This is a genomic window from Pseudomonas sp. S35 (genome assembly GCF_009866765.1).
Lineage (GTDB): Bacteria > Pseudomonadota > Gammaproteobacteria > Pseudomonadales > Pseudomonadaceae > Aquipseudomonas.
Genome location: NZ_CP019431.1, coordinates 3,780,271 through 3,793,141 on the forward strand (window position 1 = coordinate 3,780,271; position 12,871 = coordinate 3,793,141).

Annotated in this window: 13 protein-coding genes; 3 read left to right on the forward strand and 10 right to left on the reverse strand. The window is 61.2% G+C overall.

Annotated features, from left to right (window positions below):
* Positions 1-2: 2 nt before the first annotated feature.
* The 9 genes from gmd to PspS35_RS16705 all read right to left on the reverse strand — a co-directional run bounded on the left by gmd (position 3) and on the right by PspS35_RS16705 (position 10,021).
* On the reverse strand, positions 3-1,124 hold the full coding sequence (gene gmd / locus PspS35_RS16665; RefSeq protein WP_159935832.1) for a GDP-mannose 4,6-dehydratase: 1,122 nt from the start codon (positions 1,122-1,124) through the stop codon (positions 3-5).
* A 69-nt stretch (positions 1,125-1,193) separates the two neighbouring features.
* Positions 1,194-2,129 carry a glycosyltransferase family 2 protein gene (locus tag PspS35_RS16670; RefSeq protein ID WP_159935833.1) on the reverse strand — a complete coding sequence of 312 codons (936 nt, stop codon included), beginning with the start codon at positions 2,127-2,129 and terminating at the stop codon, positions 1,194-1,196.
* A gap of 1 nt (position 2,130) precedes the next feature.
* Positions 2,131-3,090, reverse strand: a complete 960-nt coding sequence (locus tag PspS35_RS16675) for a nitroreductase family protein (protein ID WP_159935834.1) — start codon at positions 3,088-3,090, stop codon at positions 2,131-2,133.
* 14 nt (positions 3,091-3,104) lie between these two features.
* The gene (locus PspS35_RS16680; protein ID WP_159935835.1) at positions 3,105-3,656 is read right to left on the reverse strand and encodes a putative colanic acid biosynthesis acetyltransferase; all 552 of its coding nucleotides are present in this window, start codon (positions 3,654-3,656) and stop codon (positions 3,105-3,107) included.
* Positions 3,653-4,816: a polysaccharide pyruvyl transferase family protein gene (locus tag PspS35_RS16685; protein ID WP_159935836.1), complete on the reverse strand. Its 1,164-nt coding sequence runs from the start codon at positions 4,814-4,816 to the stop codon at positions 3,653-3,655. Before PspS35_RS16685 ends, PspS35_RS16680 begins: the two co-directional genes overlap by 4 nt.
* Positions 4,813-6,003: an O-antigen ligase family protein gene (locus PspS35_RS16690; protein WP_159935837.1), complete on the reverse strand. Its 1,191-nt coding sequence runs from the start codon at positions 6,001-6,003 to the stop codon at positions 4,813-4,815. Before PspS35_RS16690 ends, PspS35_RS16685 begins: the two co-directional genes overlap by 4 nt.
* Positions 6,000-7,313 (reverse strand): hypothetical protein, encoded by a 1,314-nt coding sequence (locus PspS35_RS16695; protein ID WP_159935838.1) that lies wholly within the window; start codon positions 7,311-7,313, stop codon positions 6,000-6,002. Before PspS35_RS16695 ends, PspS35_RS16690 begins: the two co-directional genes overlap by 4 nt.
* Positions 7,314-7,318: 5 nt before the next feature.
* On the reverse strand, positions 7,319-9,538 hold the full coding sequence (locus tag PspS35_RS16700; RefSeq protein WP_159935839.1) for a polysaccharide biosynthesis tyrosine autokinase: 2,220 nt from the start codon (positions 9,536-9,538) through the stop codon (positions 7,319-7,321).
* 42 nt (positions 9,539-9,580) lie between these two features.
* Positions 9,581-10,021, reverse strand: coding sequence for a low molecular weight protein-tyrosine-phosphatase (locus tag PspS35_RS16705; RefSeq protein WP_159935840.1), 441 nt, complete (start codon positions 10,019-10,021; stop codon positions 9,581-9,583).
* A 232-nt stretch (positions 10,022-10,253) separates the two neighbouring features.
* On the opposite strand from PspS35_RS16705, the gene PspS35_RS16710 reads away from it, so the two are divergent.
* Together PspS35_RS16710 and PspS35_RS16715 are read left to right on the forward strand one after the other, a co-directional pair.
* A complete protein-coding gene (locus PspS35_RS16710; RefSeq protein ID WP_238785877.1) occupies positions 10,254-10,562 on the forward strand; it encodes a phosphomannomutase in 309 nt (102 codons plus the stop codon).
* Positions 10,559-10,891 carry a hypothetical protein gene (locus PspS35_RS16715; RefSeq protein ID WP_159935841.1) on the forward strand — a complete coding sequence of 111 codons (333 nt, stop codon included), beginning with the start codon at positions 10,559-10,561 and terminating at the stop codon, positions 10,889-10,891. The genes PspS35_RS16710 and PspS35_RS16715 overlap by 4 nt, the downstream gene beginning before the upstream one ends.
* Here PspS35_RS16715 and PspS35_RS16720 read toward each other — a convergent pair.
* On the reverse strand, positions 10,843-11,466 hold the full coding sequence (locus PspS35_RS16720; protein WP_159935842.1) for a hypothetical protein: 624 nt from the start codon (positions 11,464-11,466) through the stop codon (positions 10,843-10,845). The two genes, PspS35_RS16715 and PspS35_RS16720, sit on opposite strands and share 49 nt — an antisense overlap.
* Positions 11,467-11,721: 255 nt before the next feature.
* On the opposite strand from PspS35_RS16720, the gene PspS35_RS16725 reads away from it, so the two are divergent.
* Positions 11,722-12,804: an LLM class flavin-dependent oxidoreductase gene (locus tag PspS35_RS16725; protein WP_159935843.1), complete on the forward strand. Its 1,083-nt coding sequence runs from the start codon at positions 11,722-11,724 to the stop codon at positions 12,802-12,804.
* Positions 12,805-12,871: the final 67 nt, after the last annotated feature.

A 12,871-nucleotide genomic window follows, 5' to 3' on the forward strand; every position in this document is an offset into this window, starting at 1 on the left:
GCTCAGTTCTCCACGGCAATCGGAGCGTCGTGGCCATGCAGGCGCAGCAACGCGTGACGCTGGGCGATCTTCAGGTCTTCGCGCACCATCTCCGCGCACATTTCCTGGGCACTGATCTCTGGCACCCAACCGAGCAAACGCTTGGCCTTGGACGGGTCGCCCAACAGCGTCTCGACTTCCGCAGGACGGAAGTAGCGCGGGTCCACGCGCACAATCACATCCCCCACCAGAATGCCCGGCGCCAGGTCGCCATGAATCTGCTCGACCACCGCAACTTCTTCCAGGCCTTCGCCGACAAAACGCAGGTGCAGCCCCAGCTCCGCCGCCGACCAGCGTATAAAGTCGCGCACCGAATACTGCACGCCGGTTGCGATCACAAAGTCTTCGGGGCTTTCCTGCTGCAGCATCATCCACTGCATGCGCACGTAGTCCCTGGCATGGCCCCAGTCGCGCAGCGCGTCCATGTTGCCCATGTACAGGCACTGCTCCAGGCCCAGGGCGATATTGCTGAGGGCGCGGGTGATCTTGCGGGTCACGAAGGTTTCACCGCGACGGGGCGATTCGTGGTTGAACAGGATGCCGTTGCACGCATACAGCCCATAGGCTTCGCGGAAGTTCACGGTGATCCAGTAGGCGTACAACTTGGCCACCGCGTAGGGCGAACGTGGGTAGAACGGCGTGGTTTCTTTCTGCGGGGTTTCCTGCACCAGTCCGTACAGTTCGGAGGTGGACGCCTGGTAGAAACGGGTCTTCTTTTCCAGCCCCAGCAGGCGGATGGCTTCAAGAATGCGCAAGGTGCCGAGGGCATCCACGTCTGCGGTGTATTCCGGTGAATCAAAGCTCACGGCCACATGGGATTGGGCGCCCAGGTTGTAGATTTCATCGGGCTGGATCTGTTGGATGATGCGCGTCAGGTTCGACGAGTCCGCGAGGTCGCCATAGTGCAGGATCAGGTTTTTATGCAGGGCCTGGGGGTCCTGGTAAATGTGATCGATACGCTGGGTATTGAACGACGATGAACGCCGCTTGAGGCCGTGTACGGTATAGCCTTTTTCCAGCAGCAGCTCCGCCAGGTACGAGCCATCCTGACCGGTAATCCCGGTGATAAGCGCAACTTTGTTCATGTCTGTCTCCCAATTGATAGGCGAGCGCGGGCCGACACCCGGACTTGGGTGTTTGTTGAAAACGCGCGGTTACTTCGGTGTGGGCAGGTTCAAGTTATGGCCGGTCAACTTCGAGAGTTCCCGGACAATGGCTTCCTTATCGTTTAAATGGGCAATCGCGGTTTCCAGTTCCAGCACTTTGGCGCCCACCAGAAAGCGGTACCAATAGCCCTGGAGCAGGTGATAGACCAGGCCGCTGCGGCCATCGAGAAACCCCAGTTGGATGACGTAGCGCCACAGGAAATACGCGGTGGAACTGAGGGTGAACGGCACGCGGTTGTACAGGCGATTCTTGACCAGCCGCTTGGTCTTGGCCTGCAACGAACTCTGTCCGGCGTGCAATTCATCGCGAATGGCAAACAAGCCCAGGCGCGCGTTCAACACTTCAATCGCTTCGCGGGTCGCGTACTGGTTGTGCTTGTGGGTGAAGAAGGTCAGGTCATGCAGGTTGTGGTCGGCAAACCCGCCTTCCAACGTGATGGTGCGCCCCTCGGCCACCGAGATGTGCTCGTCCATCCAACGGTCTTCGATACGGCCCAGCCCGGTGCGCCACAGCCGCAGCATCTTCAACGGATAACGCCCGCCGTGGCGCACCCAGCGGCCCATGAAAATGTGCTTGCGCTTGAAGTTGATGCCGGTGATGTCATGAGTCAGTGCGGGCAGCCGGGTATTGATTGCCGCAGCCAGGTCGGCCTCGATGATTTCGTCGGCGTCCAGGCGCATCGTCCAATTGCCGGTGATCGGCAGATGGTCCAACGCCCACTGGAACTGCTTGGCCTGGTTGACGAACGGGTGCTGCACCACCAGCGCGCCGTGGCGCCGGGCGATATCGCAGGTGTCGTCGCTGGAGAACGAGTCCACCACCAGCACTTCATCGCTGAAGGCGCGCGCTGACTCGATGGCCCGGGCGATGTGCAGGCTTTCGTTGTAGGTGAGGATGATGACGCTGACGGTTTCTCGCTTCATCTCAACCACCGTGCAGTTGCAGGACTTCGGTGGTGAGCCGGCGCGGTGAACGCGCGGCGCGGAAGTGGCTTTCCAGGGGCAAGCCCACGGCAATCATCATAATCAGGCGCTCGCTGGCCGCAATGGCGCCGATGCCGCGGATCTTCTTTTCCACCGAATTGAGGATCGCCAGGTTCAGCGGGCACGCCCCCAGCCCGTTGGCATGGCACGCCAGCAACAGCCCCATGGAAAACAGCGCACCGTCGACATACAGCTGATTACGCTGGCCGGCGCCGCCCCAGGCGGTAACGTCCGAGGTGACCACAAACAGGTTGTCCACCGATTGCGCAAACCCTCGCGAGCCACCTTGCAATTCAAGCAACTGCGCGATCACTGCACGGTCCTGGTACACATGCACCCGCGAGGATTGACGGTTGCATTGCGAAGGTGACGACTGCGCCAGTTCCACCAGCGAGGTGAGCAAGCCACTGTCAATCCTGCCGGCCTTGAACATCCGGCAACTGGAGCGCGATTGCAGGAACGCCTTGGCGTCCAGCCCGCCATTGCCCAGCCACGGCGCGGCGCGCTTGATACCGCCGGTGCCGGCAGTGCCGTCGCGCTTGAGGTGCTCGACATAGGCGTCCAGGTAAAACACAAAATCATCGCTGATGCCGAGCGTGCGATGCAGGTCCAGGTAACCCTGGAAAGCGCCGAGGGCCATCTCCAGCGGCAGCGCCGAATAGGTGCGGTCGTATTCGTTGAGCATGTGGATGATGCCGTTGATCTTGTCCTTGCCGAACAGCGGCTTGGGCTCCTTGAGGGACAGGCCTTTTTCCACGGTGTGGGTTTCGATGAGGATCTTGTAGAACAGCTTCTTATTGCGACTCTCCAGCGGCGAATAGCCGTTGTGGCGCATAAACGTGAGCATGTCGCGAAAGAACTCGCTGACGAAAAACATCAACTTCCATGCTTTGTCCATCATGGTTTTCACCTGTTTCATAGTGCGATGTCTCTCGGTTTGAGGGCGCGGCACGGCGCACCGACGCAAATCATCCAGGCCGGCAGGTCGGCGGTAACCACCGACCGCGCACCCACCACACAGCCCTCTTCCAGCACACAGCCGGGGTGGATGAACGCTTCGGCGGCAACCCACACGTGGTCCTTGATCACGATCTCCCGCGTCACCAATGGCCGCAGCAGGCTGCGGGTGTCATGGGTGCCGGTGCACAGGAAGCTGCGCTGGCTGATGGTGACCTTCGAGCCCAGGGTGATCCGCGCCATGGCGTACACATCCACGCCATCGGCGATGGCGGTGTAGTCGCCGATCTCCAGGTTCCAGGGCGCCCAGATGCTGCAGGTGGGCGAGATCCGGCAGCCCTCGCCGATCCTGGCGCCAAAGCAACGCAGCAGCGCGCGCCGCCAGCCGTGCAGCATCCAGCGCGGCGTAGGACGAAACAGCAGTTGATAGACAACGCCCCACAGCAGGCGCCGAGCTTTGTCACTGCGGGGCAAGGTGTCCACGTACTTGAGTTGGGCGAAATCGCTCATGGCTGGATCGCCGCCAACTGTTCCAGCAGGTAGCGTTCGCCCACCTGCTGCAATGCCTGGCGCCGCGCGCTGACTGCGACCCAATCGATGGGCGCGGCGATCAAGCGTTGCACCTGGGCTGCATCGTCCGCCGGCAGGAAGCGCTGGGACAGTCCCAGCTTCTCCAACAAGTTACGTACCCGCGCATTCAGCGAGGCCTTGATGCCGGGCAGGCCCACGGCGATAAACGGCTTCTCGAAAATGATCGCGAACACCGTGGCATGGAACGAGTTAGTCACCACATAGGCGCTGTCCTTGAGCAACTTGAGCCAGTCCTGGGGCCCCACCTGCACGGTCTCGCCGATCTGGCGCCAACGCCGGTGCGCGTTATAAGGCGAGACAATCGGCCCGGCCACATGCACAGACAACGCCTGGGCCACTTCGCGCACGCCCACGCCGGTGCGCAGCGCATAGCAGAACACGTGCCCAGTACGGGTTTGGCTGGCGGTGGCGAGCAGCGCTGAATAATCGCGGTGCAACAGCGTCGGGTCCGGCACGCATTGAGCGGCCAAGCCGGCGACCTGTTGCACGATGGCCACCCCGCTCTCCTCGCGCACGCTGATCGCCGAGAGTTGCTTAAGCAGGCCCTCGGCTTCGGCGTGGTATTCGGGCTCCAGGTATTCCTTGCCGAAGCTGGCGGCGTAGGAGATACGCCGAATTGCCTTGTCGCAGTCGAACGCAAGGAAGTAGGCCGGGTCCAGGCCGGTCTGGCCCGAGGGGTTCCAGATCTGGTCACTGCCTGCCACCAGCAATTGCTGGCCGGCGACGGCCTGGTTGAGCTGCTCGGCGTGGGCGTAGCGCGGCTCCTGGATATTCAGGAAACGCGTCTTGAATGCCTGAAACTGCCGCGACTGCGCATTCGGTCCCAGCACCTGGCTCTTGAGCGCCAACGCCTTGAGGTAAAGTGCCTTGAGGTTGGCTTTGAACTGGCGCGGGTTGAACAGTTGCCGCAGCTCGCTGCCGTCCTCCACGTAGGCCGGGTGGTAATTGATCAGGCTCACTTGCAGGCCTTGCTGTTGCAGCCAGCGCTGCAAGGCATAGGCTTGCAGCACGGCGCCGAAGTTTTCGCTGAAGTGGTAGGTCAGTATCCCGGCCTTCACGGGGCGTGCAGATGCGTTCATGAACCAGCCTGTCTTAGTAAGTAATGGGTTGGGGGCGCAGGCTGGCGAACGGCCTGGCGTGCAGGCGCGGTCTTGTTGAGCAGGCCGATGAGCATCGACCACACCAGCAAATAACTGCCATCAAAGGTGGTGAAGAATTGGTAGCTGGTCTTGAACGAGAAAATCAGCAAAATCGCTACCACCGCCAGCGACACCGGGGTGCGCGGCAAACCGCTGAACAGCAGGCAGAACAGCGCCACGCCCACCACGCCCAGCTTGGCGGTCACACCCCAGTAGCCGTTCTCGATATCGAACTTGGAATTCTCGAACCAGCGCTCATCATTGGTCGGCACGCCGGGGGTCAGTTGCTTGGCCAGGCCATTACCGAGGAACACCGTGGTCGGGTTGTCGAGGAATGACGCCTTGGCATGGGCAATCTCAAAGGCGCGGGTCACGTCTTCGCCCTTCTCCTCAAACAGGTACGTGGCAAAGCGCGACACCGCCAAGGGGCTGGCATAGAACGTCAGCGTGCCGAGCGCAGCGATGGCCACCACCAATACCGCCAGGGACTTGAGCTTGCGCTGGGTAATCGCCGACAACAGGATCATCACCGCCATGGCCGCGAGGATTGTCTTCGACCCGGCCGCCAGCAATGTGACGGCGATGATCAGCATCAAGCCGATCTTGCGCTGGCAACAGGCGTAGAAGAACAGCAGCACGGCCGAGCTGGTGGGGAACAGCATGATCCGCCCGACTTCGTCGCTGGACTTGGAGGCGGCGTTGGTCAGGTCGATGCCCACCCCGTACAGGCTGACCTGCAGCAGTTGGCCGAGGGCAAACAGGTAGATGATGCGCTCGATGATCCGCCGAAAGTGGGGGCTGTGGGCACGGGCGATTTCCTCCACATTGGCCTGCACGTAGCCGTACCCCGCCAACAGCAGCACAAAATAGAAAAACGGAATGCCGGAGCGCAAAAATTGATACAGGGAAATCTTCGCGCCGCTGCTCACCAGCACCTGCAACACGCTGGCGGCAATCACCAGTGCGAGCAACGGCAACGCCCGCCCAAACCCGCGCAACCCATACACCACGAACGGCAACAACAGCAGCAGGGCCAAGGGCTGCGACAGGTTATTGCTCAACGCCAGCGGCAACGCAAAAAAGCTCAGCGGCAAGTACAGCGTCAGGCGCGCCTGGGACAGCATCATGGGCCCACCTCCCCGACGCGGATCGCCCGCAAGTAAACCAGCACCACCAACTCCGGTAACGCCAGCAGCAGCGACGCGCCGAGCAACGGGTCGATACGCTCCTTGCAGGCCAGCCACAGCAACAAGGCGGCCAGGCTGCTCAAGGCGTAGATCACCGAAGTGCGAGTGTGCCGATTGGTGGAAATCAACATCGCCGCGAGGATGAACCACGCCACGTTAAGCAGCGTATGCGCGCCGATCAGCGCCAGGGACACGCGGTCAATCTGCACCAGGCCATTGCTCCACAGGCCAATGATCTGCGGCCCGGCCCATATTCCTGCGCCGTACACCAGCACGCACAGGCCCAGCACCCGTGAACTGGCGCGCTGGGTGAAACGCCGTGCTTCGTCGAGTTGCCCGCGCCCGGCCAGGCGTGAGATTTCCGGTGTCAGCGCGTTGCTGCACGTGATGCCCAGTTGGATGATCAGGCGCATCAAGGTGCGTGCCATGGTGTAACCCACCACCACCGCCGGGCCGGCGATCTGGTTGAGCACTTGCAGGCCGCCTTGCAGGGTGATCGCTTGGGCCAGGGGAATCGCCGCGCTGCCCAGCGCCGGTTTCCAGATCCCGCGAAACTCCGCCCAGGATGCCGACGCCAGGCCCAGCAACGGCCAGGGTGATATGCGCCGCACAAACAGCGTCACCAACAGCAGGAACAGCGCCTGGCTGAAGAACATGCCTTGGGCCAATTGCAATTGCGAACCGCCGAGCAGCAGCACGCCGATGGACAGCACGATGTCCAGGGTCCGTCGGTTGGCCATGATGAACACACCGCCAACAGTTCGGTCGATGCTGCGAAACCACGCCTCGATCGGCCCGCCCAGCAGCCGGGTGCACAGGTAGCCGGACATGAACAACACCACCAGGCCGGCCTGTTCGGGCGCCAGGGTCTTGAGCTTGAGCAGCGTCACCCAGTCGAGCCACTGGCCAAGGCTCAGGGCTAACAGCAGGACCAGCGCGACCACCGCCAGGGTAAACGCCAGCGCGGTCTGCACACTGCGCCGCACACCCGCCACATCGCCCTGGCTGGCGCGCAAGGTCGCGCTGGTGGCCGATGCCTGGGCCACCCCAAAGTCGAGCAGGCTGAGCATCGACGGGATCCCCGTGAGCACCAGCCAGTCGGCATACCGCTCGGTGCCCCAGGCATGCAGGAAAAACGGCACCAGCGCCAGTTGCGCCGCCACCGTCACCAGTTGGGTGTAACCGTAGCTCAGCACGTTGAGGCGAAAGCGTCGCGACAATGAGCGCGGCATTTCAAGTGTTTTGCTCATGGTCATCAGGCCTTGTCGGACTGATAGGCGTAGCTGTAGTAGCCGTAGTCGCCATAGCCGTAACTGGCGGAACGGCGTTTCTCCACGCCATTGAAAATCGCCCCCTTGAGCGCGATGCCGTTCTGATGAAAGCGCCGCAAGGTCAGCTCGATTTCCTTCGCCGAGTTCACGCCGAACCGCGTTACCAGCAGGCTGGTGCCGGCCTGGCGCCCGACAATCGCCGCATCGGTCACCGCCAGCAACGGCGGCGTGTCGATGATCACCAGGTCGTAGCGTTCACTGACCTCAGCCAGCAACGCGGCAAAATTGGGGTGCATCAGCAGTTCGGACGGGTTGGGCGGAATCTGCCCGCGACCAATAAAGTCGAAGCGTTCAATGGCCGTCGGATGAATCGCTTCCTGCAGATCACAACGCTTGACCAGCAGGTCGGACAATCCCGCCTCCACCACCTGGCCGAGCACTTTGTGCAGGTAACCCTTGCGCATGTCGGCATCGATCAACAGCACCCGCTGGCCCGACTGCGCAACGATTGCTGCCAGATTGGCCGAGACAAAGGTCTTGCCCACTTCGGGGCTGGGGCCGCTGATCATCAGGCGGTTGTCCCTGGCCTCAAGCATGGCGAAGTGCAGGCTGGTGCGCAGGCTGCGCATGGCCTCCATCACCAGGTCATGGGGGTGGTTGAGCGCCAGCAACGACGCCACGCCTGTAAGGCCTTTGACGGCGTTCGCCTCCTCGGTCTTTTGCAGCAGGCTGAAGGGAATCGACGCGTACACCGGCAGGCCGAGTTTCTCGATGTCGTCCGGGCTTTCCAGCCCACGGTTCAGCAGGCTGCGCACCAGTACCAGGCCCACCGAGAGCATGCCGCCGAGCAGCATCGCCAACAGCACCACAATCACTTTGCGCGGCTCCACCGGTTTGCTGATATTCGCATCGGCACTGTCGATCAGGCGCACGTTGCCCACGGTGCCGGCACGCATCACGTCCAGTTCCTGGGAGCGATTGAGCAACTGGGTGTAAATCTCGGTGCCCACCTGCACGTCACGGGTCAGGCTGAGCAATTCCTGCTGGGTGCTCGGCAAGCCTTCGACCCGCCTGGTCATCTGCGCCTGCTTGGCGTTGAGTTCAGCCAGTTTGGCCAGCAATGCGCGGTAAGCCGGGTGCTGGGGGGTGAACTTACGGTCCATCTCGGCCTGTTGCAGCTTGAGTTCGGAGATGCCGGTGTCCAGGGCGACCACCTGGTCGAGCACCGCTTTGGCTTCCAGGCTGATGTCGATGGATTTGCTGCGGGTTTGAAAGCGGTTCAAGGCGTTTTCGGCTTTCTCCAGGTCGCGGCGTACCTGCGGCAACTGGTCATTGAGGAACGACAGGCTCTGCGCCGCCTCAGCCGAGGTGCGGTCGACGTTCTGCTTCACATACAGGTTGGAAATTTCATTGAGGGTGCGAATCGCCAGGGCCGGGCGCGTGCTCTCCAGGGACAGGCTGATGATGCCCGACTCCTTGCCGCGCTCGATCACCGTTAGCAAGTCCTGATAATCCGCCACCGCATCCAGGCGCGGCTTGCGCACGATCTTGAAGTGCGCGCCGGGGTTGGCCCGCAGTTCCTGGATCAACACGTCGACGCCGTTGGCGCAGAACGGCTCACCGACGCGCCCCGTGGCAATCTCCCGACCATCCTCATCAAACAAGCTGTAGGTCTGGGCCTCACCCGCCACCAGCACCAGCGAGGTGCCCAGCAGCGCCGCCGGCAGGTTGAAGGTGCTCAGCGCCAGGTATTCGCCGCCTGCCGACCAGCGACTGAAGCCGAACAGCGGCGGCGCGACACCGCCCTTGTGGTCCGGCACGTAACGCCGCGACAGGAACCCGCCGATCAGCGGGAAACGCTGGGGCGTGACGGTGATGTCCAGCGCCAGGGTGTCGACGGTCTTGCCGATGATGGTCCGCGACTTGATCAGCTCGATCTCGGTCACGGCCGGCGATTCCTTGCCCAGCAGGCTACTGACGTCGGAAAAGCCAAGCATGTCGTTTTTCTTCGGCTCCACCTGGATCAACGCATTCGCCTGGTACACCGGCGCCGCCAGGATGGCGTAGGCCGCGCCTATCACCATGCAGGTGCCGGTGATTGCAGCGATCAGCCATTTGTGATCAAGCAGGGTGCCGAGCATGCCGAGCAGATCGATCTCGTCACGGTGGGGGCTGTCAGCGGAAGCGTTCTGGGGTGGATACATAAATCGCGTCTTCGTCCTTGCAATCGTTTTAAAGAGGGAGCGTCAGCGCGCCAGGCGCTCGACCCAGGCCTGCACGGCCTGTTCGATCAACGCATAGGCCTGCACAAAGGCAGGCTTGCCCTGGCGATAGGGGTCGGTGATCTCACGGTCGTGCTGCCACTTACCCAGTAGGAACACCTTGCCCCGCGCCTCGGGGGCAAGCTTGAGCACGCCGTCGATGTGACGCTGCTCCATCACCAGGATCAGGTCGGCATCGCTGACGGCCTCTACCTTGAGTTGCCGCGCCTTGTGCGCCAGGGGAACATGCCCATGCTCCAGCAACACCTGCCCGGCAGTAGGCTCCAGCGGATGGTCACGCAACGCCGCCAGACCGGCCGAACTGACCTGGATCCCACGGGAACCCAGCGCGGCGCCCAGCAAATGCTCTGCCGTCGGGCTGCGGCAGATATTGCCGATGCACACAATCAATATATTTTTGAACAAGGCAACCTCCCACGCACCGCACACTTATTCATCGGCAAAAGGGACGACCTTATTTAAATAACGAGCAACTAACGACTGCACAATTATTGCCACACTCTACAAAACCAGACCATCTATCGCGCAGGACAAAAAATAACAACCACGGCGTTAGCCGACTAAAAATAACATTCCAATACTTTTTCCACTTTCACATAATAAAGTGCCCTTTGAATGCACCAGCAAGAGGACGGCCATGAACACGTCAAAGTTATTGGTAGAGCGTATTGGCCTATTTCCTTCTTCGGGAAATATTCATGTCGAGGTCAATAACTCGACCCGTGTCGTCGAGCGCATGCACGTGTTGTATGGCGATAACTCCCTGGACAGTGATGAGTCCAGCGCCGGGTTGTCGATGGTCTTCGCCGATTGGCGTTTCAAATTGCAGGTCAGCAATGCGCTGTCGGTGTGCCTGTGCGTGGAAAGCCGTGGCGACAGCCAGTTCATGCAGGTCAAGACCGCCGAATTGCTGGCGAACATCTCCGGCACCGAGGAGCGGCCATGAGCCTGCTCGGGGATATGCGCCGCGGCTACGCGCTGAGAAAACTCACGGGCATGTTCGAAAGTTTTGTGGAGCCGGCGGTCGGCGCGCAGTACCAGCAGAATACCCGGGCGATTGGCCACTGGCTGGACCGGTTGCAAGGCAGCTCTGCCCTGCAAATCACTCACGCGCTGTTCAAGCAGATGCAGGGCGCGAAGCGTCGGGGCGATGCACAGCGTTTCAACGCGCAGACTGTGTTGCTGGAACTGATGGTAGACAGCAACCTGGCGCTGGACCTGGCGAGCTATTCGGCCTGGGTGTGTGCCGCCTCCAAGCGCCAGGCAGGTTCCTGATGAGCCTGAGCGGCGCCTGAAAGAGTGACTGCGACGCGGTTCAGCAGCAACTCCGCGTTGTACTTGGGCAGCAGCGCACAGGCGAATAAAAACACCAGGCCCGCGCCCATGAGCGCGGGGGAAACGTTGATATTCACCGCTTCGATACGCCAAAGAAAAACGAGGGCTGCTGTTGAACCCAGCAACGCACCGGTCAGGGCTTCATTCAGCGGATGTATATACGGCGCCACACAATAAGCGCTGAAGCCAATACTGAGCGTCAAGGCCACTAACGCCGCAGGCCAACGCCAGCCAAAGTTATACTGGCGAGCCAATAAGCTAGTTGCCACCGTGATCATCAAACAGCTGTTCATGGCATGCCCGCTGATGACCGCAACATCCAGGTGCTGCCAGGAAAACCCCCAGCCTTTGAACAACAACTTACTGGCCGCCACCAGCGAATAAGTCACACCGATCGTAATCAACCAGGCCCGCAGTGCCCGAGGGTTGGAATAAACCAACCAGACAGCAATCACCACTGCGGCGGGAATCATGACGGTAATACCGCCATATTGCGCAAGTTCTGCCCGCATCATTGCCCAACCTTAGAGGCACTATTTTCGGCGCCCATCAGACCTCAGGCCCGGGCCAAACACAACGTTAACTACTGTCAGCCTCGCCTACAAAATGCAATTTACTGATCAAATACACAACATATGATTCTTTATTTTAATAATTAGGTTAGAACCAAACGGCATTTTACACCCGCTCCTGCGCCCCCTACCTTGAACGAGCATGACCGACCCCCTGCCCGGCGGAGGTACACACTCCCTACTCGACAAGGACAGACCATGAGCATCGAATTCATCGGCTATATCGGCGGCCACCATGCCTCCGAGATCCATCCGCGCAGCGGCCCGACCCTGCAACCGGACTACGTGGAAACCGTGGCCCGCGCCCACGAAGAAGCCGGTTTCGACCGCGCCCTGGTGGCCTTCCACTCCAACAGCCCGGACAGCACGCTGATCGCCGCCCATGCCGCCAGTGTGACGAAGAAACTGCAGTTCCTCATCGCCCATCGCCCTGGGTTTGCGCAGCCTACCCTCGCCGCACGCCAGTTCACCACGTTGGATGTGTTCAACGGTGGCCGCACTGCCGTGCACATCATCACCGGCGGCGATGACCGCGAGCTGCGCGCCGACGGCAGCCATATCGGCAAGGACGAACGCTACGCACGCACCGACGAATACCTGAGCGTGGTGCGCCAGGAATGGACCAGCGACCAGCCCTTCGATTTTGCCGGCACTTACTACCAGGTAGAAGGCGCGCATTCAACGGTGAAGTCGCCGCAGCTGCCGCATATCCCGCTGTACTTTGGCGGCTCGTCGAAGGCCGCGATTGAAGTGGCGGGCAAGCATGCCGACGTGTACGCGCTGTGGGGCGAAACCTACGAGCAAGTACGCGAAATCGTGACCCAGGTTCGGGCCGAAGCAGCCAAGCATGGGCGCACGATTCGCTTCAGCCTGTCGCTGCGACCGATCCTGGCCGAGACCGAAGAACTGGCGTGGGCGCGGGCTGACAGCATCCTGCAGCACGCCACGGCGCTGGCCGAACAAAACGGTTTTGTACGCCGCGAACCGCCGAATGAAGGTTCGCGCCGGTTGCTGGCAGCGGCGGCGCAAGGGTCACGGCTGGACAAGCGCTTGTGGACCGGGATTGCCGGATTGCTGGGCGCGCAAGGCAACTCCACCTCGTTGGTGGGCACCGCCGAGCAGGTAGCAGAGGCGTTGGTAGATTATTACGACCTGGGTATCACGACGTTCCTGATCCGTGGGTTTGATCCACTCAATGACGCGATTGAGTACGGCAAGCAGTTGATCCCCCTCACCCGCCAACTGATTGCACAACGCGAACAAGCCAGGCAGGTCGCATAAGCAAGCACACCACAAACCAATGTGGGAGGGGCAAGCCCCCTCCCACAGTTGATCTTCATTTGGCTGC

Coding starts and splice junctions, on each gene's coding strand:
- gmd (WP_159935832.1), bottom strand. CDS start 1,124: ATGAACAAAGTTGCGCTTATCACCGGGATTACCGGTCAGGATGGCTCG.
- PspS35_RS16670 (WP_159935833.1), bottom strand. CDS start 2,129: ATGAAGCGAGAAACCGTCAGCGTCATCATCCTCACCTACAACGAAAGC.
- PspS35_RS16675 (WP_159935834.1), bottom strand. CDS start 3,090: ATGATGGACAAAGCATGGAAGTTGATGTTTTTCGTCAGCGAGTTCTTT.
- PspS35_RS16680 (WP_159935835.1), bottom strand. CDS start 3,656: ATGAGCGATTTCGCCCAACTCAAGTACGTGGACACCTTGCCCCGCAGT.
- PspS35_RS16685 (WP_159935836.1), bottom strand. CDS start 4,816: ATGAACGCATCTGCACGCCCCGTGAAGGCCGGGATACTGACCTACCAC.
- PspS35_RS16690 (WP_159935837.1), bottom strand. CDS start 6,003: ATGATGCTGTCCCAGGCGCGCCTGACGCTGTACTTGCCGCTGAGCTTT.
- PspS35_RS16695 (WP_159935838.1), bottom strand. CDS start 7,313: ATGAGCAAAACACTTGAAATGCCGCGCTCATTGTCGCGACGCTTTCGC.
- PspS35_RS16700 (WP_159935839.1), bottom strand. CDS start 9,538: ATGTATCCACCCCAGAACGCTTCCGCTGACAGCCCCCACCGTGACGAG.
- PspS35_RS16710 (WP_238785877.1), top strand. CDS start 10,254: ATGAACACGTCAAAGTTATTGGTAGAGCGTATTGGCCTATTTCCTTCT.
- PspS35_RS16715 (WP_159935841.1), top strand. CDS start 10,559: ATGAGCCTGCTCGGGGATATGCGCCGCGGCTACGCGCTGAGAAAACTC.
- PspS35_RS16720 (WP_159935842.1), bottom strand. CDS start 11,466: ATGATGCGGGCAGAACTTGCGCAATATGGCGGTATTACCGTCATGATT.
- PspS35_RS16725 (WP_159935843.1), top strand. CDS start 11,722: ATGAGCATCGAATTCATCGGCTATATCGGCGGCCACCATGCCTCCGAG.